Raw genomic sequence first — 26153 nt, forward strand, 5'->3', positions numbered from 1 at the left:
TCTCCCATTGCTTTAAAATCATCATCAAACGATGCAAACAATGAGATAGCCCTCCAAGAAATACATTCTTGACAGCCCTACATTTCTTCAATGTACAGCCAGCGAATAAAATGAGTGGATTTTATTCACTTCGGCGACGCTCCCCTTTCAGCCCTCTTCCTAGATCCCCTCGATCTCTGAAGGCTTACTCTTGAAGTTCGCACCTCTATCTTCAACAAACAACACGTTCATTTATTAAATTAGTCACATCTTAACAGACTTTTGGAAAAAGTACAATCTATTTTTTTAATGCCTCCATTAAAAGTTCAGCCGTTTGTTTCGGAATACCAGCGTCCTGAAAATCCTGGATAGAGGCTTCTTTCATCTTTTTCACAGAGCCAAAATGTTTCAGCAACTGCTTTTTGCGCTTTTCCCCGATACCTGGGACATCGTCTAGAATAGACTGGAATGCATTCTTCCCGCGCAGCTGCCGGTGAAAACTAATCGCAAATCGGTGCACTTCATCTTGAATACGCTGCAATAAATAAAAGGCCTGACTATTCCGTTCGAGCGCAACAATTTCAAGCGTATCACCCATCATAAGATTCGATGTCCTGTGTTTTTCATCTTTCACTAGACCTGCCACAGGAACAGACAGATTTAATTCATTTTCGAGCACATCTATGGCTGCGTTGATCTGTCCTTTTCCTCCATCGATTAAAATCAAGTCAGGAAGCGGCAGTTCATCCTTTAACACCCGGGTATACCGCCTTCTAATGACTTCACGCATGGAAGCATAATCATCGGGCCCCTCAACGGTTTTAATTTTGTATTTTCGGTACTCTTTTTTATACGGCTTCCCGTCTTGGAAGACAACCATAGCGGATACGGGGTCTGCTCCTTGGATATTGGAGTTATCAAACGCCTCAATCCGGTATGGCATATAAATATTGAGTGCATCGCCAAGCTGCTCCACTGCACCAATTGTCCGTTCTTCATCACGCTCTATAAGCGAGAACTTTTCTTTGAGAGCAATTTTGGCGTTTTGGTGGGCAAGTAAAAGCAAATCCTTTTTCTTTCCTTTTTTCGGCTGATGAACATTCGTTTCAAGCAATTGCTCAATCAACTCTTGATCAACGCTGTCCGGCACCAAAATTTCTTTCGGCAGAAAATGGTTGTTCTTTTCATAAAACTGCCCCATAAACGTGAGAAATTCTTCCTCAGGGTCTTGATACATCGGAAATAGGCTGACATCACGTTCGATTAATTTCCCCTGTCTGATGAAGAAGACTTGGACACACATCCAGCCCTTATCATAAGCATAGGCAAACACATCACGATCGGATAAGTCACTCATCGTCATCTTTTGCTTTTCCATCGTTGAGTCAATGTATGCGATTTGATCTCTCAGTTCTTTTGCCCGCTCAAATTCTAATTGTTCGGCCGCTTCTTGCATCTTCTCTGTTAATTCTTTCTTGATTTGCTGATGTCCTCCGTTTAGAAATCTTGTGATTTCGTCGACGAGCTGTTTATTCGTTTCTTCAGAAATGTCATACACACACGGAGCAAGACATTGTCCAAGATGATAATAAAGGCAGACTCGGTCAGGGAGTGTCGCACATTTTCTAAGTGGATATAAACGGTCGAGCAGCTTTTTCGTTTCTCTTGCTGCTTGTACGTTCGGATATGGACCGAAGTATTTCCCTTTATCCTTTTTCACATTGCGGGTGACAACCAGCTTAGGATGACGTTCATTCGTAATTTTAATAAAAGGGTACGTTTTGTCATCCTTGAGCATGACATTGTATTTCGGGTCATATTTTTTGATTAAATTCAGCTCTAAAATAAGTGCCTCAATATTTGAAGAGGTGACAATGTATTCAAAGTCTTCGATTTCACTGACAAGCCGCTGCGTTTTGGCATCATGAGATCCTGTAAAATAAGAGCGGACCCTATTTTTTAATACCTTTGCCTTTCCCACATAAATGATTGTATTTTGTCTATCTTTCATTAAGTAACAGCCTGGTTGATCAGGTAAGACTGACAGCTTTTCTTTGATCAATTTGTTCATATTTTCATCCGTCCTTGTTTTCCTCTTTCACTCCTTCTAGTGTATCACGAACATTTGTTTTATACCACGATGAAAGAAAAGCGGCTCTCGACTATACGAGAACCGCTTTTGAGATCATGCCACGTGGGCATAGATCGGTTTATAGATGTTTGTTTACAAGCTCAGCTAGTGCTTCTTTTGGTTTGAAACCAACAGACGTTTCGACGACTTCACCGTCTTTTAAAACAAGAAGTGTTGGGATACTCATAACGCCGTATTTACCAGCAGTTTCTTGGTTATCATCCACATCAATTTTTACAATTTTCATTTTATCGCCCATTTCTTGATCAAGTTCTTCAAGAACTGGAGCAATCATTTTACAAGGTCCGCACCATGGTGCCCAAAAGTCTGCAAGAACAACACCTTCTGCAGTTTCTTGTGAAAATGTTGCGTCAGTAGCTTTTACGATTGCCATTATTCATTCCTCCAATGTAAATTATGCTTTTTAGTATAGCATCTACCAATGTGACTTGCGAATGAAATGCTTACGAATCATTTTTTATGAAATGAATTAAAAAACAAACCGTATGATCGCACCAATAACAACAATCGCACCGATGATCATCAGAATGGTTCTAAGCATATGACATGACTCCCTTTCCGCTTCATTTACAATGTATGATGCCCCAACATTCTTCTCATCAAACATTGAAATATGCGATCAAGCCAGATCGACGGTCAACATGACAACCGACATAGGCGGCAGATCAATAGTCAGCTCGCCGTGCTTAACAGCAAATTGTCGAAAGTCCGCAGGCTGAACAGAATGAGGATCATCGAACGTGTTGTGTGCATTCATCCGATCAGCAGTCAGCACACGGCCAGTGACCTTCGTTTTTGCATCGATTCCCTCTATCGCAAGAGATACGTCTGCTTTTTCATGGGGATTCACATGACATAAACTAATATGCATCTTGTCAGATGACCGCGAGGCTGACACACTGACTTGAGGAATTTTTTCACCCCGGCGTTCATACGAAGGCGCATTCAATTCTACTTCAAGCGCTTCTTCTTCTTGATGCACTTGAAACATGTGAAATACATGATAGGTAGGTGTCAGGAGCATCTTTTCGTCCTGCGTTAACACCATCGCTTGTAGCACATTGACGGTCTGGGCAATATTCGCCATATGAATCCGCTGGCAATGGCGATGAAAAATATGAAAATGCAAGGCACAGACTAGAGCATCTCTTAATGTGTTTTGCTGATACAAAAAACCTGGATTTGTCCCCGGTTCTGGATCATACCATGTCCCCCATTCATCAATAATCATCCCAATTCGCTTGTCTGGATCATAACGATCCATGATTTTTCCGTGTTCCACGACAAGCCGCTCCATTTCAGACGCCTTTTTCAGCGTTGTAAACCACTCATCCTCATCAAAATCAGTCGCAGACCCTTTTTTCTCCCATGTTCCTGGGACCGTATAGTAATGCAAACTGAGCCCATCCATCCAAGGCGCTGCACGCTCCATTAATACTTTTGTCCAATTCACATCATTTGAATTCGCACCGCATGCGATTTTGTAAATGCGCTGACCAGCAAATTCTCTCACATACGTTTGGTAGCGTTTATATAAGTCTGCATAATACTCTGGCGTCATATTTCCACCACATCCCCAGCTTTCATTACCTACACCAACATACGTCAGCTCCCACGGTTCTTGTTTTCCATTTTGAATGCGCCAATCCGACATAGGTGTCCCTTTAGGAAATGTGATATATTCAATCCATTCTGCTAATTCTTGAACAGAACCGCTTCCAACGTTTCCACAAATATAAGGCTCACATTCAAGTAATTCACACAGTCTCATAAATTCATGTGTACCAAACGCATTTGATTCAACGGTGCCACCCCAATGAGTATTCACCATCGGCTTTCGTTCACTCAGATCACCGACGCCGTTTGCCCAATGATACTCGTCTGCAAAACAGCCCCCCGGCCACCTCAGCACCGGGATATGTAAGGCTTGAAGGGCCTTTAGCACATCAGTACGAATCCCTTCAACATGATCAATCTCTGAATCTTTCCCTACCCAAATTCCGTCATAAATTCCTCTTCCTAAATGCTCTTGAAAGTGTCCATAGATGTGTTTAGAAATGCGTCCAATCACTTCATTGACTTTTACTGTCCCATTCACTTGTAAACCGCCCCTTTGTTTCGTGATAACATACAAAAAAACCCAGAATACCTAGGCATTCTGAGTGTATGAGCGTTAAGAATGGATATTCATCTTTTTTAACTCTTCATTTAAAAGCGGAACGACTTCGAATAAGTCACCAACTATTCCGTAATCAGCGATTTTGAAGATTTCAGCTTCTGGGTCTTTGTTGATTGCAACAATGACTTTACTGTTGGACATACCGGCTAAATGCTGAATAGCTCCTGAAATCCCGCAGGCAATGTAAAGGTCAGGTGTGACGACTTTACCGGTTTGACCAATTTGCAGGGCATAATCGCAGTAGTCAGCGTCACATGCACCACGCGAGGCACCGACTGCTGCGCCAAGTGTTTGGGCAAGTTCTTTCAGCGGTTCAAAGCCTTCTTTGCTCTTGACCCCCCTGCCTCCTGCGACAATAACCTTCGCTTCAGATAAATCTACACCTTCTGATGTTTTTTTAATGACTTCCTTCACGATCGTTCTTAGGTTTTGAATATCGACAGAAACTGGCGTCACTTCTCCGCTGCGTGACGCATCACGCTCCAGCGGTGCCACGTTGTTTGGACGGATAGTAGCCAAAAGCAGACGATCTGTTGAAATGACTTTTTCAAAAGCTTTTCCTGAATAAATCGGTCTAGTGAAAACAAGGTGTTCACCGGTAACGCTTACATCTATTGCATCTGAAATTAAGCCAGTTTGCAGGCGTGCAGCTATTTTTGGTGACAAGTCTTTTCCGATTGATGTATGACCGAAGAGCACTGCATCAGGATTGACTTGATCTAATATTGCTTGAAGCGCCTGCGCAAAACCATCAGACGTATAATAAGAAAGATGCGGGTGCTCGACGATCATCACATGATCCGCTCCATAATAAAGCAGTTCATCCGCTTGGTCTTTGACGTGATCCCCTATTAAAACGCCAATCACTTCACCGCCATCAGCCACCTCGTGAGCGGCAGCAATCGCTTCAAATGTCACATTTCTTAATTTACCGTCACGACTTTCTCCAAGTACAACAACTTTTTTACTCATCCTATAAGCTCCCCCTTGTTCTCGTGATATCGTAAAGTGGATGTTTAGATGACTTTTGCTTCATTTCTTAGCAGGTCTGTCAGTTCCTTGACCTGATCCTGAAGCTCTCCGCTCAACACCTTGCCACCCTCTTTTTTCTCCGGTAAGAAACGTTCGATTGTTTTGATTTTAAATGGCACATCGTCTTCATCTAGATCTAGATCGTCTAATTCCAGTTCTTCTAAAGGCTTTTTCTTTGCCTTCATGATGCCTGGTAACGATGGATAACGAGGCTCATTGAGACCTTGCTGCGCGGTGACCACTAGCGGGAGCTCGGCAGAAATCACTTCCACATCACCCTCTGCATCTCGCTCAATTGAAGCTGAGCCGCCGTCGATTTGAATACTTGTAATGGTTGTGACATATGGAAAACCGAGTAATTCAGCAAGACGCGGGGCCACCTGTCCAGACCCGCCGTCAATCGCTACATTCCCTGCTAAGATCAAGGAAGCTTCTTTATCCTTGAGATAGTGATATAGAATCGTAGAAGCGGAAAACTGATCCCACTCCTCCAAATCATCTTCAACATTTAATAAAACGGCTTGATCGCAGCCCATTGCAAGTGCTGTTCTAAGCTGCTTCTCCGTATCTTCATTGCCAACTGTCACGACCGTTACTTCTCCCCCGTGCTCATCCCGAAGCTGAATCGCTTCTTCAATTGCGTACTCATCATAAGGATTAATAATGAACTCTGCCCCATCTTCTTGAATAGCACCAGACTGAATAGAGATTTTCTCTTCCGTGTCAAACGTACGCTTCATTAAAACAAAAATATTCATTCATTTCTCCCCCTTGTGTCGTACTAATCCCTTATTCCCCTTTAAAATTCGGTTTACGCTTTTCGATAAAAGCTTGGATGCCTTCTTTGGCATCATTCGACTGGAACACTTCAGCAAACTTTTTGGCTTCCAGCTTCATTCCGCCATCATATGAGTACACTTTTGTCGCATTCAATAACTCAAGCACATACTCAAGCGTTTTAGGGCTTTTCGCTGCAAATTTCGCCGCCAATGTTTTCGCTGTTTCCAGCGCTTCTTCCTCTGTTTCCGCAAGTTTTGAAACAAGTCCGCAGGCAAATGCTTCTTCTCCTGTAATCGGCTCAGCTGTTCCCATCATTTCAAGTGCTTTAGCTGATCCAACGTAGCGAGGCAGGCGCTGCGTTCCGCCGAATCCTGGGATAATACCGAGATTTAATTCCGGCAGTCCCAGCTTTGCATCTTTTGTTGCGATTCGAATATCACACGACATCGCCAGCTCAAGCCCGCCGCCTAATGCTGCCCCGTGAATGGAAGCAATCACCGGTTTTGGACATTGTTCAATTCGTTCAAACACTTGCTGTCCTCTGTCTGCAAGGCTGGCATAATCAGACTCTTCCTGCAAGGTCGTAAATTCTTTAATATCAGCACCTGCTGAGAAAAATCTACCTTCTCCATGAATGACAATAGCTCTCACTTCACTGTTTTGTTCAAGCTGATCAAACATGTCATTGAGTTCAGTGAGAAGCTGAGAGGATAAGGCATTTGCAGGTGGGTGTTGAATCGTGATGAGTGCTGTCTGTTCCTCTTGGTGTAAGCTAAGTATTTTTTCCATGTCAATCATCCTTTTTCAATTGTCTTTAAGATTGATGTATTCCGTTTAAGAGAAGATCATGTACACTTTCTGCGAGTGCAGGCAGGTCATACTTTTGATCATTCATGACCCATGTTGTAGCGGTTTCATCAATCGTCCCAAATACCATTTGTCTCGCTAAGCGGACATCTAGATTTTGTCTAAATTCTCCTGTCTTCTTTCCCTCGGTTAAAATGGAGTCGAGCATATTTAAATACCCTTTCAGCACCTCATTGATTTTTTGGCGCAGTTCAAGGTTTGACTGCCTGAGTTCAAGCTGTGTCACAAGGGCCAAATGATGGTCTTGCGATAGCAGGCGAAAGTGTTCTCGAATGAGGAGAAGAAGCTTTTCTTTGGCAGACGGTTTCTTTTGAATATCTGTTTCCATCCGTTCGATGAATTGTCCCATTTTTTCTTTAAACAACGAGATCAGAATATCCTCTTTGTTTTTGAAATAGAGATAAATGGTTCCGTCTGCTACTCCTGCTTGTTTGGCAATCTTTGAAACTTGTGATTGATGGTAGCCGTTCTCTGCAATCACCACAACGGCTGCATCAATAATTTGCATGTACTTCGGTCTTTTCTGCTTCAATGTGCTTCGTCCCTTTCTAAATTGAATGAGCATTCATTCATAACTTTATGTTAAAAAGAAACGAGTGATTTGTCAAGTGATGTTCTTTTTTCTTTTCAACCTTTAGCATACCAGAGCAGACACGTACAATTCAAATCATCCGGCCGCTTGACCGGATGATGCTGGTTCATTCTCTCATTGATCGACTGGTTCTTCTGTTGAAGACGATTGCTTTCTTTTTTCTTCTTCAATTAACACTCTGCGCAAGATTTTCCCTACAGCCGTTTTAGGCAGTGATTCCTTAAATTCGTAGACACGCGGCACTTTAAATGAGGCAATTCTTGTTCTAACAAAACGATCCAGTTCATCCTCTGTTACATAGGCATCCTTTTTCGGGACAACAAAGGCTTTTACTGTTTCCCCTCTATACGGATCTGGAATACCCGCCACAACCACTTCTTGTACAAGCTCATGCTCATAAAGGGCTTCTTCAACCTCTCTTGGGTAAATATTATAGCCGCTCGCGATGATGACATCTTTTTTCCGGTCTACGATATAGAAAAAACCATCCTCATCCATATACCCAATGTCTCCTGTGAAAAACCAGCCGTCTCTTAACACTGCCGCTGTCTCATCCGGCTGATTCCAGTACCCTTTCATGATTTGAGGACCTTTGACGATAATCTCTCCATGCTCATATGGCGCTTTGAGTCCACCCGTTTCTTCACAATAAATACCGGCATCCGTATTCGGCCAAGGGCACCCGATACTTCCTATTTTGTTCGCTCCCCATAAGAAATTGGCATGAGTGACAGGAGAAGTTTCTGAAAGTCCATACCCCTCCACCAGCCTTCCTCCTGTTAGTTTTTCAAAACTCTGTTTGACTTCAACAGGAAGAGCGGCCGATCCGCTTAAGCATGCGGTGATGGATGATAGGTCATACTTCTCAATATTCGGATGATGAAGCAGGGCAATATACATCGTTGGTGCTCCTGGGAACAGCGTCGGTTTCTGTTTTTCAATGGTCTTCAAGGCATCCGCTGCATCAAAACGCGGAAGAAGAATCATTTGATGACCTTCTTTGACTGCAAGGTTTAGCACGGTCGTCATGCCGTATACATGAAAGAACGGAATGATTCCAAGAATCCGCTCTTTTCCGCGGTTCGTTTTATACATCCAGGATGTACACATTTCTGTATTGGCTACTATATTTTCGTGTGTGAGCATGACCCCTTTTGGTAAACCGGTCGTTCCGCCTGTATATTGCAAAACTGCGACATCCTCTTTCGGTTGAAAGGATATTTGCGGAATCTGTTCTCCTGACGACTCTTTCATGATCTGTGAGAAATGATGAATGGAATCACTCTTCTCCACTTGGATGACCATGTTGTTTTTCCTTCGCTGGACAATCGGAAACAATATGTTTTTCGGAAATGGCAAGTAATCTTGTAATTTTGTGATGATCAAATGCTCCATACTTGTCAGCGCTTTCATTTTATAGGCCTTTGGATACAGTAGATCGAGAGTGATCAGCACCTTAGAGCCGCTGTCCTCCATTTGATATTCCAGTTCTTTCTCCGTATAAAGCGGATTGGTTTGAACGACAATGCCGCCTGCTATTAAAACCGCATAATAAGAAATCACCGATTGCGGGCAGTTTGGCAGCATAATCGCTACTCTGTCGCCTTTTTTGACACCGATGTCAATCAAGTGACTGGCTAATTTCAGTGCATCTTCTTGTAACTGCTGGTAGGTGATGTTTTTTCCTAAAAAATGAATGGCTGTATGCTCAGGTGCTGCCTCTGCGGAGCTGAATAAGTAAGATTGCAACGTTTCATTTGGGATGGTGAGTTCGTGGGGAATTTGATTCGGGTAATGCAGAAGCCAACGTTTATCTGACTGCATAAAAACCCTCCTTCCTGAACTTTCGTACTATTTTATTATAGCAAACTTTTCCTTATGGCTGTTTGCTTTTTTCAAATCGAGCTCGTTCCATGACACATCTTCATTTTTTCGACGGTGTTTCTATAGAGGCTCTTTTCCCTTCATGATGCCACTTTTCGTATAATCCACCGATCGCACGAAATGACTCATGGACTCTCTCCACGATCTGTTTATGGATACTAGGGTCATTAGGTAAATGTGTGTGGATGTTGTCCACTTGATATTGTCTCATCATGTCTAGATACACAGTTAGAAAGATGGTGTCTTCTAAAATCCAATAAACGACTTCATCCGCCTCTTTTGTTCTTTTATGAAGCACTTTAATCCCTCGTTCATATTGAATAAGAATATAGCCGGCTGGATCAATTTCAATATAGGGGCTCAAATCATCAAAAAAACCAGTCGTTTGAAAAGGACGTGCAATATACGGTTCATATATGTCTTGGGGAAGAGATGTCTTTTTGAGACAAGTGTCAATGCGCTTTATGAGTTCGTCTTTTTGCAAGATTTGATTCATTCTGATTCGCCGCCTTTGATGAGTGAAAAGCTGTCAAGGTTTTCCCTGACAGCTTTCTAGAATGTATTCTTCATTTTACAGGAACATGTAAACGGCACCAATAACCGCAAAAGTGCAGGCAACTACAATTAATACTTTGGCTAGTTTTTCCATGTCGTCTCCTTAAATGCCGGCTGCTACTACATAAGACAGCCCAACAGAAATAATGAGTGAAATAAACCCGACCGCTCTATTATCATTCTCAATCTCTTTGTCTACTTTAAATCGTGGTGTTAAAAATTCAAAAATGAAATAGCTGACGAGCAGCATCACAAAGCCGTATACGCCCCATCCGACCATTTGAAGAAGCGAGTTGTGCTGGGCGATGGAATGCTGAAAGACATTGGCAATCCCAAAAATCTTCCCGCCGGTTGCCATAGCAACAGCTAAGTTCCCCCGCTGAATCTCTTCCCAGTTTTTATAGGAGGTCACGAGTTCAAATATGGTCAGAAATAAGACAAGACATAGGACGGCCACGCTGTAATAGGCGGCAATTTCCACAAGTTCATTTTCCCAAAAGGCTTTCATGCGTTTTCTCCTTTTTACTTTAATTCGACGATGGTGACGCCTGATCCTCCCTCGCCTTGTTCTCCAAAACGAGCATTTTTTACACTACGGTGCTGTTTTAATAATTCCTGGACCCCTTTTCTCAAGGCGCCAGTGCCTTTACCGTGAATGATCGACACACGCGGATAGCCAGCTAAGACGGCATCATCTAAGTATTTCTCGACTCTGCTTAAGGCATTCTCATACCGCTCTCCTCTTAAATCAAGCTCAAGTGATACATGATAGTCTTTTCCTTTGACCGCCGTGATGGCTTTCTCTTGCTTAAATTCCGGTGCTGATTTGATAAATTCCATATCTTTTTCTTTTACTTTCATTTTCAGAATGCCCATTTGGACACTCCATTCTTTGTTACCCGTTTGTTCGATGAGCGTTCCTTTTTGGCCAAACGTCAGCACTTTGACTTCATCGCCTGGATTTAGCTGTCTTGCTGCTTTTTTCACTGGCTCTGATTTTTTCTTACGGTCAAACTCAGGGACAGCTTCTTCAAGACGCTTTCTCGCATCAATGAGTTCATGTTCTTTGAACGAACGATGCTCACTTTTAATGGACCGAAGCTCTTGAATAATCTCTTCTGCTTCTTTTGTTGCTTGTTCAATTTTTTCTGCCGCTTTTTGTTCGGCTTCTTCCAGCAGTTTGTCCTTTTGTTCATTCCATTCAAGGATTTGTTTTTGCAATTCTTTATGGAGCTTCTCTGCTTCTTTTCTATAGAATTTCGTCTCATGCAGTTCTTCTTCTGCTTGTTTTTTGCTGTCTTCTAATGAAGCAATCATCTGATCGACTTCATTATGTTCCGCATGCATATCTGCTTTTGCACGGTCAATTAAATGATGAGGCAATCCTAGACGCTTGGAAATTTCAAATGCATTACTTCGCCCCGGCACCCCGATGAGCAAGCGATATGTAGGTGATAAGGTTTCAATATCAAACTCTACACTCGCATTTGTGACGCCTTCTCGGTTATACCCGTATGCCTTCAGCTCAGGATAGTGAGTCGTTGCGATGACGCGCGCATTTGTTTGATGAACTTCATCTAAGATGCTCATTGCAAGTGCTGCACCTTCAGCAGGATCTGTCCCTGCACCTAATTCATCAAATAACACAAGTGAATTAGACGTCAAATGCTTTAAGATATCCACAATATTGACCATATGAGATGAGAATGTACTCAAGCTCTGTTCAATAGACTGCTCGTCTCCAATATCAGCAAAGACTTGATCGAATACAGCCACTTCTGATCCTTCTTCGACTGGAATATGAAGACCTGCCTGCGTCATCAGCGTAAGAAGTCCAAGTGTTTTTAAAGTGACGGTCTTACCGCCTGTATTTGGACCCGTGATGACGATCGTAGAAAAATCTTTGCCCAGCTCAATATCATTTGCCACAACCTGATCTCGAGGCAATAGGGGATGTCTTGCCCGTTTTAAATAAATCTCCCCCTGGTTATTCACAGTAGGTTTTGTGGCTTTTTCTGCTTTTGCATATTTGGCTTTGGCGAAAATAAAATCTAATGTCTGAAGTTCATTCACATTATGAAGCAATTCATCAATATGCTCTGACACACTCGCTGTTAGCATTTGCAAAATCTTTTCAATCTCTTGCTTTTCTTTTAGGCGAGTTTGCTGCAAGGTGTTATTTAAATCCACGACCACCTGCGGCTCAATAAAAAGAGTTGCGCCTGAAGAAGATTGATCGTGAACAATCCCCCCATAATTCGAGCGGTACTCTTGTTTTACGGGAATGACAAACCGATCATTACGAATGGTCACAATGGTGTCTGACAGCATTTTCGAGGCAGATTGTGAACGAATCATTGATTCTAATTTATCTCGTACTTTTGATTCTAGTGATCGTAACTGCGTTCGTATGGTGCGGAGTGCAGGCGTTGCGTGATCAAGCACTTCTCCATTATCACCAATACAGCTTTCGATTTCTTTTCTCACGTCTGGCAGTAAAATCAGCGATTCTGCATATGTATGAAGACGGGGTATCTCTACTCCGTCCTCATACATAGAGGTGAGAAAGTGCTTCATGTTTTTTGTGGTATATAACAGCGCCGCAATTTCCATCAGCTCAGCAGGGCTTAATATACTGCCTATTTCTGCTCGTTTGACGCCTCGTCTAATATCCGTTAACCCGCCAAACGGCGCAGATCCTTTTAAACGAATCACATCTTGCGCTTCTGCTACCTCTTCTAGCAGATGCTGAATGCTCTCGATATCTGTGAGTGGTATTAAGTCCTGCGCTTTTTCTTTCCCTAAAGTCGAAGCAGTATAGGACATGACTTTTTCTTTTACTTTATGAAATTCTAATGATGCTAACACTTTTTGTTGCAGCATGGTCCAGCCTCCTAACGACTACCTGTCACGCGTTAAAAACTTTTTCATCTCATTGAGTGAAAATGTATTCACGACATTTGCTTTTGGTGTCCAGCCCTTTCTTGCAGCTGTGACACCGACGTCCATATGATCGAGCATGGCGATGTTGTGTGCATCTGTGTTGATCATGATGTTCACACCCGCTTCGTTTGCTTTCATTAAATGCTCTGTTTTTAAATCCAGTCTTGACGGGTTGCTGTTGAGTTCCAGTGCAGTGCCCGTTTTTTTCGCAAGCTCTATGAGCTGATCAATATTTAAAGCATAGCCGTCTCGTCTACCGATCAAACGGCCAGTTGGATGGGCAATTAAATCCACATGCTGATTATTCAAGGCATTTTCTAGGCGCTCCATAATGACTTCCTCCGGCTGAGAGAAGCTAGAATGAATAGACGCAATGACAAAATCCATGTCTGCTAGAAAGTCATCATCATAATCTAACGATCCATCCGGCAGAATATCCATTTCGACCCCTTTGAAAATGTGAAAATGTTCGAATTCTTGATTCAGCTTGTCAATTTCTTTTGCTTGCAAACGCAAACGTTCTTTTGTTAAACCGTTTGCTACTTTTAAATATTGTGAGTGGTCTGTGATCGCCATGTATTCATAGCCTTTTGCGATACATGCCTCTGCCATTTCGCGAATAGAAAAGGCGCCATCACTCCATGTCGAGTGCATATGAAGATCGCCTTTGATATCTTTTCGTTCTACAAATTGCATACTTTCTTTATACGAATCAATCTCTGCTCCGGTTTCACGAATTTCTGGCGGAATGAGCGGAAGTTGGAAATGTGCATAAAAAGCGCTTTCGTCTTCAAATGTTTTCACATCCCCAGTTTCGATCGTTTCAACCCCATATTCACTAATACGCTCACCGCGCTCCTTCGCAAGCTGTCGCATACGAATGTTATGATCTTTTGAGCCAGTGAAATGGTGCAGCGTTGTTGCAAATTGGTCTGTTGTCACAAGCCGGAAATCTACACTGATTTCAAAATCAAGTGCAAGCATGACAGATACCTTCGTATCACCGCTCGCAATGACATCTTTGACATCATCAAGAGCAACAAGTTGTTCTCTCACTTGTTCAGGGTTATCAGTCGCAATGATGTAATCTAAATCTTTAACCGTTTCACGCGCACGTCTTAAACTGCCCGCTCTTGAAAAACGGATGATTCCCTCCATCTGTTCCAGCGCATCATCAATTCGTTCTGCCACATCTAATGCAAAGCCAATTGGCAGTCGTTCTGGCTGCTTTCCCGCCTCCTCAAGAGCGGCAAGAATCTTTTCTTCTGTTTTTTTGCCAAACCCAGCAAGCGTTTGTACTTTTTCCGCTTCACATGCTTCTTTTAACGACTGTGCATCGTGAACACCAAGCTCTTGGTAGAGCTTAGCAATCTTCTTCCCGCCGAGTCCTTGCAATTTTAAGAGCGGGACAAGTCCTTCAGGCACTTCTTTTTTTAATTGTTCGAGTGTTTCAGACTGTCCTTTTTCGATATACTCTGTGATCACAGCAAAGGTTCCTTTTCCAATGCCGGGTAATGCTAATAGGTCATCTATTTGAGAAAGACTGCGGTCATCTTGTTCCAGTGCCGCAGCTGCTTTACGAAAGGCAGAAATTTTAAAAGGATTATCTCCTTTTAGCTCCATATAAACTGCAATTGTTTCAAGAAGTTTGATAATATCTTTTTTATTCATCTCTCATCCTCCAGCCGCTTTGGCATCTTCCTATATAAATATACAAACTTTCCCTTCATCCGACAACTTTCTGTCATGGAATGAGAAAAAACTTCTCCAAGAAAGGAGAAGTTCTTAAACTCCATACGTCGACCAGAGGTCTTTGACAAGACCGGACAGGTAAGGGGTGCTATTTACGATCACATCTGCTAACATTGATTTGCTCATCATCGTTTGAAGCGCATCGACTGGAAGTAATGCGGCCACAAACAATAGAATAAACACAAATAGATAGGTTTCAAGAAATCCTAAAACAGCGCCAAGCAGTTTGTTGACCTGTTTAATCACAGGGATACTTGCAATGGTTGTGAGCAATCCGCCGATGATAGCGAGCAGGATTTTGGTCAAGATAAACAGAATGATAAACGCAATGGTATTATAATAAGCTGTTTCTAGATTCCCACTAAAGAAAGCAAGCTGCGCTTGACCGCCGCTAAAATTAGGTGCTGGAATCCACGTAAGCTGTGGTGCAAGTGACTGATAAAACAGAGAAGCCACTAAAATAGAAACAACAAAGCTAATCAATTTAATAAATTGAAGAATAAACCCGCGTTTTAGACCGACAAGCGTTCCCATAAGAAGCAAAAACAAAATGATGATATCGATCACGGTAATTTCATTCCTTTTCTTTTAGATGAAGCTCTAGTTTTTCGTATTGCTCTTTTAATTTCAAGTAGTCGTGGACGACATTGACTGCTGTCAGTACAGCTAATTTGTTTATATCAAGGTATGGATTTTTTTCATTGATTTCTCTCATTTTATCATCAACAATTGAAGCAACATGTCGCATATGCATCTTCGTTTCTTGACCGATGATCGTATAGGACTGTCCGTAAATCTCAACTGTTGTTTTCGTTTTACCGCCGTCAGACAACGTTTCTCCTCCATTCCACGAGAATCCTAGTCTCTATCATAACATGTTTAGACATTGAATGGAAAGACGAGCCCTTCCCTGTTATGGTACACTTTAGAAATCAATGATATCAAGGTAAAAAGGAGTTATCCACTGTGCCCCAATCCGTCTTAAAAGCAACATCAGAAGACATGAAAAAAATGAAGAGCGTGTACGCTCAGCATTTAACTGACACTTTGCCGCCAGGCGCTCTATTTCAAGCAAAGGTTCCCGGCTGTACGATTACAGCTTACAAATCTGGAAAAGTGCTGTTCCAAGGACAAAAGGCAGAAGCTGAAGCGAGTCAGTTCAACCATTTACAAGCAGCTGAAACAAAAAGCAAAAAAACACCATCCATCACACAGTACAGCCCACCACCCGGCATTGCTTCCATGTCGGTTATTGGCTCAGATGAGGTCGGTACTGGCGATTATTTTGGACCCATTACGGTCTGTGCGGCTTATGTTGATTCCAGTCAGCTTGCTCTCATGAAAGAGCTCGGGGTGAAAGACTCAAAAGGACTAAAAGATCCGCAGATTATCAACATTGCCAAAGACTTGATCAAAACCATCCCGTTCAGCCTTCTCGTGCTTCGGAATGAAAAATACAATGCGATGCAAGAAAAGGGCATGAGCCAAGGGAAAATGAAGGCACTGCTTCATAACCAAGTCATCACCTCCGTGCTAGAAAAACTGGATGGCAAGAAACCAGAAGCCATTCTCATTGACCAATTTGCCGAACCAGGCATTTATTTCAGGCACCTTGCGGGGAAAAAGATCATTCGGGAGCGTACATATTTTAGTACGAAAGCAGAAGGCATCCACTTATCGGTTGCTGCAGCTTCTATTATTGCAAGGTATGCTTTTTTAATTGAAATGGATAAATTATCAAAAGCAGCGGGCTTTGACATTCCAAAAGGAGCCGGTCCGCATGTTGACAAAGCGGCAGCAAAGCTGATGAAACAGCACGGCGAAGAGGCTTTACGCCAATTTACAAAACTTCATTTTGCCAACACCCAAAAAGCGAAAAAATGGTTATAATCAAAAAAGAGCTATCGCCCATAAAGCGATAGCTCTTTTTATTATCCGCGCAAGACGGCTTGATACGTATCTTCTAATGCTTTCAATACGTTTGTATGAACAGCCGTGACTTCTTCCTCGGTCAACGTTTGTTCTGGGTTTAAATACTGCAGAGAGAATGCAACAGATTTCTTACCTTCTTCCATATGCTCACCCTCATACACATCAAAGACGGAAAGATCTGTGAGCAATTGGCCGCCAGCTTCATAAATGACTTGCTCCAGCTGTCCGCTTGAAATATGCTGATCGACGACAAGTGCGATGTCTCTTGTCACTGCTGGGAATCTCGGAATTGCCGTATATTTCATATCCTCTGTTTCAGACGTCATCACATCTGTTAAATCAAATTCAAATACATACGTTTCTTTTAAATCTAATTCCTTTTCCACTACTGGATGAAGTGCAGCTACAAAGCCAATCACTTTTCCATTTAAATGAACATCGGCTGTACGTCCTGGGTGAAGGCCCTCACGCTCTGCTTGAACATACGTGATCTCTTCTGATACACCAAGCTTTTCAAACAGCCCTTCTGCAATACCCTTCGCAACATAAAAATCGACAGCTTTTTTCTCGCCCTGCCAAAGATTTTTATGCCAAAGACCTGTTAACGCACCTGCCACATGCTCTTTCTCTACTGGTTTTGCGCCTTCCGTTTCCGCTAAGAAAACAGAACCTGTTTCGTAAAAGGCAAAAGAATCAGCTTGTCTTGCTAAGTTATATGCGACAGAATCAAGTAAGTTTGGCAGAAGGCTTTGTCTCAGCACACTTCGTTCCTCACTCATCGGCAAGGAAAGTCTTGTTTGATAAGCTGGATTTAAAGCAAAGGCTGTGGACTTATGCTGATTCGTTAATGAATACGTAATCGCTTGAGAAAGCCCTGCGCCCTCTAAGAAACGTCTCACCTTTCTGCGCTTCACTTGGTATGGCGTAAGACCACCAACGGTACCAGCTGTCGCAGGGAGTGTAGATGGAATATTGTCGTAGCCGTATAATCTCGCGACTTCTTCAATGAGGTCTTCTTCAATCGTAATATCCATTCTGCGGGAAGGAACCGTTACGACAAGCACATCATTTGATTCGCCCACTGTAAAGCCTAGTTTGTTGAAAATCTGAATCATATCTTCTTTTGAAATGCTCATGCCAAGCACCTTGTTCACACGCTCAGTTGATACGTGGATGACATTCATACTTGTTTCAAGGTGATTTTCCTCAACTGTACCGCTTAGCACTTCGCCGCCTGCATAGGTGCTGATCAATTGCGCTGCTCTTTCGGCTGCTGATTTCGTCCGCTGCGGATCGAGCCCTTTTTCAAATCGTGTGCTTGATTCACTGCGAAGCCCTAAGTCTTTAGATGCTTGACGGACGGTTTGACCGTTGAAATATGCCGCTTCTAAAAGAATCGTTGCCGTCTCATCACGCACCTCTGATTCAAAACCGCCCATGACACCTGCAACAGCATGCGCTTTTGTGCCATTTGTAATGACAAGATGCTTCGAAGACAATGTACGTTCTTGTTCATCCAGAGTTTGAATCATTTCATTTTCAGCCGCTTTTCGTACGACCACCTGCTTTGAACCAAAGCGGTCATAATCAAAGGCGTGTAGAGGTTGACCGTATTCAAGTAAGACAAAATTCGTAATATCCACGACGTTGTTAATTGGGCGGATACCTGCATTCATCAATCTTGTTTGCATCCAAAGTGGTGCTGGCCCAATCTTTACATTTTTAATGATCTTCGCTGCATAAAGTGGATTCGCTTCTTGATCCTCAATTTTAACAGAAATATAGTCTGCTGCTTTTTCAGAAGAAGTGTCATGCGCTGTATCAGGAAGCTTGATGTCTCTCCCTAAAATGGCGGCAACCTCATAAGCGACACCTAGCATATTAAGGGCATCGGCACGGTTTGGTGTTAAGCCAAGCTCAAGTACCGCGTCATCTAATTGAAGCGCTTGAAGGGCATCATCTCCTGGTTTCACGTCATTCGGGAAAACAAAGATGCCTTCTGCATATTCTTTTGGTACGAGCTTGCTCTCTACGCCTAATTCTTGCAGAGAACAAATCATGCCATGAGACTCTTCACCGCGCAGTTTTGCTTTTTTAATTTTAAAGTTTCCAGGAAGGACTGCACCAACCGTTGCGACAGCCACATGCTGTCCTTTATCCACATTTGGAGCCCCGCATATAATTTGCACCGGTGCGTCTTCGCCGATATCAACAAGACATTTGTTTAATTTATCCGCATTCGGATGCTGTTCACGTTCAATGACGTGTCCAACGACAACGCCTTTGATGCCTTCGCCTTTATACTCAACGGCTTCCACTTCAATTCCGCTTCTTGTGATTTTCTCTGCTAATTCATCCGGCTTGATGCCTTCTAAATCGACATAGTCCTCTAACCATTTATATGAAACAAACATGTTGATTTCCTCCTCTTAGTCCTGCTTAAATTGCTTCGTGAATCTAATATCATTTGTGTAGAAATGACGAATGTCATCTATGCCGTATTTCAGCATCGCAATACGTTCAACACCCATTCCAAAAGCAAAGCCTTGGTAAGTATCTGGATCAAATCCGCTCATTTTTAATACATTCGGGTGAACCATTCCTGCACCTAAAATTTCAATCCAGCCTGTTCCTTTACATACGGAACAGCCTTTCCCGCCGCATTTAAAGCATGACACATCAACTTCAACGGAAGGTTCTGTGAATGGGAAAAAGCTTGGGCGCAGTCTAATTTCACGATCTTCCCCAAACATTTTTCTTGCGACTGTCTCAAGCGTTCCTTTGAGGTCACTCATGCTAATATTGTGATCTACCACAAGTCCTTCAATCTGCATGAATTGATGCGAGTGAGTGGCATCATCGCTGTCACGTCTATATACCTTACCAGGACAGATGATCTTCACAGGACCTTGGCCTTTATATTTCTCAAGTGTACGTGCTTGAACGGGTGATGTTTGTGTTCTCATGAGTGTGTCTTCAGTAATATAGAAGCTGTCCTGCATATCACGTGCAGGGTGTTCTTTTGGAAGATTGAGCGCTTCAAAGTTATAGTAATCTGTTTCCACCTCTGGGCCCTCTTCAACGGTATAGCCCATGCCGATAAATAAATCTTCAATATCTTCTACGACAATCGTTAATGGATGTCTTGCCCCGATTTTGATCGGACTTGCTGGCAATGTGACATCAATGGTTTGAGAAGCCAGTTTCTTTTTCACTTCTTCTGCTTCTAGCTGCTCATTTTTTTCAGCAATGGCACCAGCAATCTGCTCTCTCACTTCATTTGCAAGTGCGCCCATTTTTGGTCTTTCTTCAGCGGAAAGCTTGCCCATTCCGCGCAGCACTTCTGTAATCGGACCTTTTTTCCCTAAATATTGAACACGAATGTCATTGACTTCTTTGAGCGAGCTGGCTGCTTCTACCTTCGCTATCGCTTCTGTTTCAAGCTGTTTTAACGTTTCTTGCATGAGTGTCATCCTCCTTTTAATATACAAAACCGTCTGAATAAACGGGTGTTTGATTGTTTGAAGACAATAAAAAAACCCGCCCCTCCAAAAAAGAAGGGACGAGTTGTGGTCGCGGTACCACCCTTGTTAAGCACAAATATATGTGCGAATAAGCTTCATTGACATAACGGAATCAAACGAATCCGGTCCACCTTTACGCAAAACCTGCGGTCCCGGTGACAACTCCAGAGGTGAATTCCTGTTTCAGCATTCCTTAAATGCACTTTCAGTCTACGATGCATTCTCCCTAATAGGACGCTCCGTGAAACAATCTTCCTCTATCATGGTTTTTAAATATTAGTTTCATTATAGTGAAAAATAGGACGTGATGCAACACTATCCGCGCAAATGATAGACAAGAACCGCTGCTGCCACAGCCACATTTAATGATTCCGCTTGTCCGTACATCGGTACATATAAATTTTGATCTGTGATTTGAAGAATCTCTGGATCAATACCTGCTCCCTCGTTGCCTACAATTAACGCAAATGGACCTTCTGATGCTATGTGTTTATACTCTTTCGCATTTTTTAAAGCAGTGCCATATACAGGTATACCTTGCGCCTTTAATGCTGGAATTGTCTGTTGTAGCGTTTGTTTTAAGATAGGCAGGTGAAAATGAGACCCTTGTGCTGAACGGAGCGTTTTTCCGTTAAACGCATCAACGGTTCCATCCCCTAGAATCACAGCATCAAGCCCCGCTGCATCTGCTGTCCGAATGAGTGTGCCTAAATTCCCCGGATCCTGCACTGCATCTAACAGAAGCATTCGTTCATACTTTTTCTCCTCAAATACAGGAATTGTACAAACCGCTGCGATTTGCTGAGGTGTTTCCGTTTCCGTCATCGCAGTAAAAGCCTCTTCACTTAATTCATACAGCTCAATGTCAGGCTCGATGTCAGCAGGGAGCATGTCAGGCGTTGCGACCATTAACTCTTTTACAACCCCGCTTTTCAATGCTTCTTCTACTAAGTGTTTTCCTTCAACAAGGAACAGCCCTGTTTTCGTTCGTTCTTTTTTTGTATGGAGCTTTTTCCATTGTTTAATGTGTGCGTTTTTAGCTGATTCTATATATTTCAAGCGACTTTAACTCCTTTAAATATCATGAATTTATTATATCTCAAGCACACTACATAATAAACCTGTCTTTGAGACAGAATAGGGCTATCACCATCAAAAAAGGAGTGTGGGCAATGGATTTTAATTTAAGAGGCGCAGTCATTCAAAACATCACTGGCCATAATCAAGAGCAGCTTGAGCATACGATTTTAGATGCGATTCAAAGTGGCGAGGAAAAAATGCTGCCAGGTCTTGGCGTTTTGTTTGAGGTGTTATGGCAAGAGGCATCAGAAGATGAAAAAAATGAAATTCTTGAAACATTGGAGCAGGGCTTAAAGCCTGAGCATCAGCAATAACAAGAAGCCGGTTTGCTTATCTATGAGCAAGCCGGCTTTGTTCATTTAGCCAGTGATTGGTGTCTCCATTCGAAGAGCTGGATCGCGCCAAATCTCGATCCATTTTTTAATAGCGAACACGATAATGACAAAACCTAAAATCAGCATAATCATCGAAAGCACGGCGTTCAGTACACTGTAGCCAGATGCTTCAGGATTGAGATAGACATTCGCAACCATCCAATAACCCGCATAATTCACCGTCACATATAAGTAAGCAAGTGGAATTAAACAAGTCAACATATACCGTCTTTTATCCGCAATTTTTAACACAACCGTCGCCCCAATGATTAATCCGACCGAGGCCATTAGCTGGTTTGACACGCCAAAGAGTGCCCAAATGGACCCAATGTCTCCAGAGTAAAGCAAGTATCCCCACATAAAACAAGCAAGTGCACTTGCAAAGACTGACCCTGGTACCCAGTCATTTCGTTTCAGCGGTTTATATGCTTCTCCAAAGAAGTCTTGGATCAAATATCGCGCGACACGGGTTCCTGCGTCAATCGCCGTTAAAATAAAGACGGCTTCAAACATAATCACGAATTGGAAGAAATAAGAGGCCAAATGACTAAAGAACGGAATACCCGTAAAGATGTACGCCATCCCTACAGCTAATGTAACAGCTCCACCTGTTCTTCCTTCTAAGTCAAGACCGATTTCTTTGCTTAGTTGAGGAAGATTCTCGACACTCATACCAAGCGTACGGAACACTTCAGGTGTACTATTAATTGCAAAATAATCTCCCGGATGAAGCGCAGTAGCGGCAATTAACGCCATGATTCCCACTAAACATTCTACGAGCATCGCGCCAAACGCCACCGGCTTCATATCACTCCAACGATCTAGCATTTTTGGCGTTGTGCCAGAGCCAACAAATGCATGAAAACCAGAAATCGCACCACAAGCAATGGTAATCGAAATAAAAGGCCATACAGGTCCAGCTAAGACAGGCCCTCCTCCATTTACAAACTCCGTAAACGCCGGAAATTGGATGGTTGGATTAACCACAAAGATTCCCGCAATCAGCGCGATGAAAACACCAATTTTCATAAAACTGCTTAAATAGTCTCTTGGTGCCAAAAGCAACCAAACCGGCAGGGCCGCAGCAAAGAACGCATAGATTGGCAGGGCAAGAGCAAGCGTTTTTGTATCAAGTGTTAACAAATCTCCAAGTGCTGTTCCTTGAATATTCGGTCCAAGGAATACCCCCAACATCAGTAATATGAATCCCGCAGATGTCGCCAGCTTTAAATTGCCTGTCTTTTTATAATAAAGGCCGACTCCCATCGCTATTGGAATGGTAATACCAACTGCAAAGGTTCCCCAAGGATTTCGTTCTAAAGCATGAAGCACAACCATGGACAGTCCTGCCATTGTAATTGTAATAATAAATAACATGGCGAGCCCTGTGCAAAATCCTGCAACAGGACCAAGCTCCTCTTTCGCTACCTCGGATAGTGATTTCCCCTTTTTTCGCATCGAAGCAAACAAGACCACAAGATCATGAACAGCTCCGCCAATCACCGCTCCAATTAAGAGCCAAAGGAGACCAGGTAAATACCCAAATTGTGCGGCTAAAATCGGACCAACTAATGGACCAGCAGCGGCAATTGCAGCAAAGTGATGCCCAAATGTGACCCATTTGTTTGTTGGCACATAATCTTTCCCATCCTCGAGTGCATGAGCCGGTGTAGGATGATCATCTGTGACCTTTAGTACCTTCACCATCATAAACGTGCCATAGAGGCGATAGGCAATCGCTAAAATACACATCGATCCTATCACAATTGAAACCGCATTCATTTAACCATCCCCTTTGTATAAACAATTTGTTACAAATATAACATAAATTGAGTGATTTTTCTTTCTTTTAAAACCTAGTTGACAAATGGGAATAATTGATTTAATCTAAAATAAGCTTCACCTACTTCCATAAACTCTCTTTTGACAGAGCCTCAATTGGCTCTGTCCTTTTTATTGATTTCATCTTACATAAATACAAGATAGATCACATGTGCCTTCCTCACTAGAAAAATATCACTTCATTTACTGAAAACAGTTCTTTTGACACAACTTACATTCCAAAGTTCATTTCCTGGGAAATTCAACGCAATTAAAAAACCTTTCCCCATACTGAGGAAAGGTTTTATCATTAAGAACCGTACGTAATTTGTTCGACCGTTTTTTGATCAAGTCTTTTGATGACTTCTGTTAAAAGCTTCACCGCATTTTCATAATCATCTCGATGAATCATGGCTGCATGGGTATGAATATATCTGCTTGGAATCCCGATGGATAGTGATGGAACGCCATGACCTGTTAAGTGAATACCTCCAGCATCTGTTCCTCCACCTGGCATGGAATCATATTGATAAGGAATGTTTAATTCATCTGCAGTTTGGACAACAAAATCGCGAAGCCCTTTATGAGAAACCATGGAAGCGTCGAACACAACAATCGTTGGTCCTTTGCCAAGTTTGCTTGTTGCTTCTTTTTCAGTAATACCTGGTGTATCACCTGCTACTCCAACATCAATAGCAAATCCAATATCAGGCTGGATGGTAGCTGCAGCTGTTTTAGCTCCACGTAAGCCAACTTCCTCTTGGACAGTTGCTACACTGTATGCAATATTTTCATGCTGAGTATCCTTTAAATTCTTCATGACATCAATCGCTACTGCACAGCCGATACGGTTGTCCCAGGCTTTTGCAAGAAGCATTTTTTCGTCATTCATTACCGTAAACTCAAAGTAAGGTACGATTTGATCTCCAGGGAGGACGCCCCATTCCATTGCCTGTTCTTTGCTCGAAGCCCCAATATCAATGAACATATCTGTGATTTCGATTGATTTCTTTCGTGCTTCTGGTGATAAAACATGTGGCGGTTTAGAACCAATCACACCTGTAATGTCTCCTTTTTTCGTCACAATGGTGACACGCTGCGCCAGCATAACTTGAGACCACCAGCCACCGACCGTTTGAAAACGAATATAGCCTTTGTCATCGATTTTTGTCACCATGAATCCTACTTCATCTAAGTGACCAGCAAGCATCACTTTAGGCCCATTTGCATTTCCTTCCTTCTTAGCAATTAAGCTGCCAAGGCGGTCTGTAGAGACTTCATCCGCATATGTTTCTATGTATGACTGCATGACTTTTTTTACATCACGTTCATTTCCTGGAATCCCTTTTGCATCCGTTAGGTCTTTCAGCATAGTTAATGTTTGATCTAGTTTTGTCATTCTGTGTATCCTCCTTTTTCTTCATGGTGCATTCTTATTATACAAAACCTCTTTCGTTCAATACGATCTTTTTATGAATATTTTTTCGTTAATCGAAATATTTTTTTTAAAAAAGTTGAAACCTTTTGTCTTTCTCATTCGTAGTACATCAGATAACGGTATTGGAGGTGCATCCTGTCATGTTTGTCATCCTCATTAGACTTGCTCTTGTTGCATTGCTTGTCTATATATTCTACATGGCGGTAAAATTCTTCTCAAACCCGAGAAGAAAGCTGAAACAAGCACAATTAAAAGAAGGCTTTTATTTTATGGACGAACAGCAAAATGCCCGTAAAAATTTTAATTTCGTCTATAAAGGTGTCTTGTTTGAAGGGGAGAAGCATGTTCCTTCTAAGGATCATCCTCTGTTTGTCCACTCCATTTACGTTTGGACGGAGTCACCTGAGAAGCTAAATGAATTCACATTAGAAGACTTTGAAAAACTTGAGGACAACATCATTGAACGGTATCCTCAAACAAAAATTGATTGGGATCAGCCCATCAAAAAAATCAAACAAAAAAAGGGAGCAGATACGCCGACTTAACGGCGTCTGCTCCCTTTTCAGATGAGATTGAGATAGACCAATATCACCAATTGGACAACAATTAAAGCAGGCATACCCATTTGAAAGGCAGGATGCTTCGTTTTATGACGGAAATACTGCATGCCAAGAAATGACCCAGCAGCACCAAAAAGTACTGCGGCACTCCATAAGTGCGCTTCTGATATTCTCCATTTGTGTGCTTTCGCTCGGCGTTTATCCTCTCCCATGAGACAAAACCCATAGACATTGACCAAGATGAGCAGCACGATCAGAGCGATATTCATTGATTTCACCTCACATGATGAGAAAAAAAGATCACTCCTTGGCGGAATGATCTTTTATATGACTTACTTGTCTAGTTGTGCTTTTGCAGCATCAGCAAGCTGGTTGAATGCGTTTAGGTCATTCACAGCAAGATCAGCAAGCATTTTGCGGTTTACTTCGATACCAGAAAGCTTTAAGCCATGCATTAAACGGCTGTAAGAAAGACCGTTCATACGAGCTGCAGCATTGATACGAGTGATCCATAGTTTACGGAAGTCACGTTTTTTCTGACGACGGTCACGGAAAGCGTAGTTTCCAGATTTCATCACCTGTTGGTTTGCTACTTTATATAATCTATGTTTTGAACCGAAATAACCTTTTGCTAATTTAAGAACCTTTTTACGACGCTGACGCGACACAGTTCCGCCTTTTACTCTTGGCATTGTAATTCCCTCCTATG

General features: G+C 42.4%; 24 protein-coding genes and 1 riboswitch. Of the genes, 3 read left to right on the forward strand and 21 right to left on the reverse strand.

Annotated features, from left to right (window positions below; translation table 11 throughout):
* Positions 1-38 precede the first annotated feature (38 nt).
* Positions 39-216: riboswitch (Lysine riboswitch) on the reverse strand.
* A 61-nt stretch (positions 217-277) separates the two neighbouring features.
* The 14 genes from uvrC to zapA form a co-directional block, all read right to left on the reverse strand.
* A complete protein-coding gene (uvrC, locus tag KVT11_RS13700) occupies positions 278-2050 on the reverse strand; it encodes an excinuclease ABC subunit UvrC (RefSeq protein ID WP_135226589.1) in 1773 nt (590 codons plus the stop codon).
* A 139-nt stretch (positions 2051-2189) separates the two neighbouring features.
* Entirely contained in the window at positions 2190-2504 is a 315-nt protein-coding gene (gene trxA / locus KVT11_RS13705; protein ID WP_007501629.1) for a thioredoxin, read from the reverse strand.
* 246 nt (positions 2505-2750) lie between these two features.
* Positions 2751-4229 carry an alpha-N-arabinofuranosidase gene (locus KVT11_RS13710; protein ID WP_144739832.1) on the reverse strand — a complete coding sequence of 493 codons (1479 nt, stop codon included), beginning with the start codon at positions 4227-4229 and terminating at the stop codon, positions 2751-2753.
* Positions 4230-4304: 75 nt separating this feature from the next.
* A complete protein-coding gene (locus KVT11_RS13715; protein WP_017358243.1) occupies positions 4305-5282 on the reverse strand; it encodes an electron transfer flavoprotein subunit alpha/FixB family protein in 978 nt (325 codons plus the stop codon).
* A 44-nt stretch (positions 5283-5326) separates the two neighbouring features.
* The gene (locus KVT11_RS13720) at positions 5327-6100 is read right to left on the reverse strand and encodes an electron transfer flavoprotein subunit beta/FixA family protein (RefSeq protein WP_210552158.1); all 774 of its coding nucleotides are present in this window, start codon (positions 6098-6100) and stop codon (positions 5327-5329) included.
* A 31-nt stretch (positions 6101-6131) separates the two neighbouring features.
* The gene (locus tag KVT11_RS13725; protein ID WP_210552159.1) at positions 6132-6911 is read right to left on the reverse strand and encodes an enoyl-CoA hydratase; all 780 of its coding nucleotides are present in this window, start codon (positions 6909-6911) and stop codon (positions 6132-6134) included.
* Positions 6912-6936: 25 nt separating this feature from the next.
* Positions 6937-7521, reverse strand: a complete 585-nt coding sequence (locus tag KVT11_RS13730) for a fatty acid metabolism transcriptional regulator FadR (protein ID WP_017358246.1) — start codon at positions 7519-7521, stop codon at positions 6937-6939.
* Positions 7522-7695: 174 nt separating this feature from the next.
* On the reverse strand, positions 7696-9405 hold the full coding sequence (locus tag KVT11_RS13735; protein ID WP_144739826.1) for an AMP-binding protein: 1710 nt from the start codon (positions 9403-9405) through the stop codon (positions 7696-7698).
* Positions 9406-9505: 100 nt separating this feature from the next.
* Positions 9506-9961, reverse strand: a complete 456-nt coding sequence (locus tag KVT11_RS13740) for an Imm63 family immunity protein (protein ID WP_019744088.1) — start codon at positions 9959-9961, stop codon at positions 9506-9508.
* 162 nt (positions 9962-10123) lie between these two features.
* Positions 10124-10528 carry a DUF350 domain-containing protein gene (locus KVT11_RS13745; protein WP_007501637.1) on the reverse strand — a complete coding sequence of 135 codons (405 nt, stop codon included), beginning with the start codon at positions 10526-10528 and terminating at the stop codon, positions 10124-10126.
* Between the two features lie 14 nt (positions 10529-10542).
* Positions 10543-12900 carry an endonuclease MutS2 gene (locus KVT11_RS13750; RefSeq protein ID WP_144740138.1) on the reverse strand — a complete coding sequence of 786 codons (2358 nt, stop codon included), beginning with the start codon at positions 12898-12900 and terminating at the stop codon, positions 10543-10545.
* Positions 12901-12921: 21 nt separating this feature from the next.
* Positions 12922-14634 (reverse strand): DNA polymerase/3'-5' exonuclease PolX, encoded by a 1713-nt coding sequence (gene polX / locus KVT11_RS13755; RefSeq protein WP_035391182.1) that lies wholly within the window; start codon positions 14632-14634, stop codon positions 12922-12924.
* A gap of 114 nt (positions 14635-14748) precedes the next feature.
* Positions 14749-15282, reverse strand: a complete 534-nt coding sequence (locus tag KVT11_RS13760; protein ID WP_025207758.1) for a CvpA family protein — start codon at positions 15280-15282, stop codon at positions 14749-14751.
* A gap of 7 nt (positions 15283-15289) precedes the next feature.
* Positions 15290-15547, reverse strand: a complete 258-nt coding sequence (gene zapA / locus KVT11_RS13765) for a cell division protein ZapA (RefSeq protein WP_008345998.1) — start codon at positions 15545-15547, stop codon at positions 15290-15292.
* Between the two features lie 134 nt (positions 15548-15681).
* Between zapA and rnhC the strand changes: the two genes are divergently transcribed.
* Positions 15682-16605: a ribonuclease HIII gene (gene rnhC / locus KVT11_RS13770; RefSeq protein ID WP_035391180.1), complete on the forward strand. Its 924-nt coding sequence runs from the start codon at positions 15682-15684 to the stop codon at positions 16603-16605.
* Between the two features lie 41 nt (positions 16606-16646).
* Here rnhC and pheT read toward each other — a convergent pair whose 3' ends face one another.
* From pheT to KVT11_RS13785, 3 genes are all read right to left on the reverse strand, one after another.
* On the reverse strand, positions 16647-19061 hold the full coding sequence (gene pheT / locus KVT11_RS13775; protein WP_116307251.1) for a phenylalanine--tRNA ligase subunit beta: 2415 nt from the start codon (positions 19059-19061) through the stop codon (positions 16647-16649).
* A gap of 15 nt (positions 19062-19076) precedes the next feature.
* Positions 19077-20111, reverse strand: coding sequence for a phenylalanine--tRNA ligase subunit alpha (gene pheS, locus KVT11_RS13780; protein WP_008346004.1), 1035 nt, complete (start codon positions 20109-20111; stop codon positions 19077-19079).
* Positions 20112-20486: 375 nt separating this feature from the next.
* On the reverse strand, positions 20487-21230 hold the full coding sequence (locus KVT11_RS13785) for a TrmH family RNA methyltransferase (RefSeq protein ID WP_079919758.1): 744 nt from the start codon (positions 21228-21230) through the stop codon (positions 20487-20489).
* Positions 21231-21343: 113 nt separating this feature from the next.
* Between KVT11_RS13785 and sspI the strand changes: the two genes are divergently transcribed.
* Entirely contained in the window at positions 21344-21565 is a 222-nt protein-coding gene (gene sspI / locus KVT11_RS13790) for a small acid-soluble spore protein SspI (protein ID WP_008346010.1), read from the forward strand.
* Between the two features lie 45 nt (positions 21566-21610).
* Here sspI and cstA read toward each other — a convergent pair whose 3' ends face one another.
* A complete protein-coding gene (cstA, locus tag KVT11_RS13795) occupies positions 21611-23407 on the reverse strand; it encodes a carbon starvation protein CstA (RefSeq protein ID WP_039168858.1) in 1797 nt (598 codons plus the stop codon).
* Positions 23408-23756: 349 nt separating this feature from the next.
* Complete coding sequence (locus KVT11_RS13800; RefSeq protein ID WP_017358255.1) at positions 23757-24845, reverse strand: M42 family metallopeptidase; 1089 nt, start codon at positions 24843-24845, stop codon at positions 23757-23759.
* A gap of 179 nt (positions 24846-25024) precedes the next feature.
* Here KVT11_RS13800 and KVT11_RS13805 point away from each other — a divergent pair, with 179 nt between their 5' ends.
* The gene (locus KVT11_RS13805; RefSeq protein WP_046527305.1) at positions 25025-25429 is read left to right on the forward strand and encodes a hypothetical protein; all 405 of its coding nucleotides are present in this window, start codon (positions 25025-25027) and stop codon (positions 25427-25429) included.
* A 17-nt stretch (positions 25430-25446) separates the two neighbouring features.
* On the opposite strand, the gene KVT11_RS13810 is transcribed toward KVT11_RS13805, so the two are convergent.
* Entirely contained in the window at positions 25447-25713 is a 267-nt protein-coding gene (locus KVT11_RS13810) for a DUF1294 domain-containing protein (RefSeq protein WP_008346019.1), read from the reverse strand.
* Between the two features lie 63 nt (positions 25714-25776).
* Entirely contained in the window at positions 25777-26136 is a 360-nt protein-coding gene (gene rplT, locus KVT11_RS13815; protein WP_007501659.1) for a 50S ribosomal protein L20, read from the reverse strand.
* Positions 26137-26153: the final 17 nt, after the last annotated feature.

The organism is Bacillus sp. GbtcB10 (assembly GCF_019091365.1).
In the GTDB taxonomy this organism is placed as follows: domain Bacteria; phylum Bacillota; class Bacilli; order Bacillales; family Bacillaceae; genus Bacillus; species Bacillus altitudinis.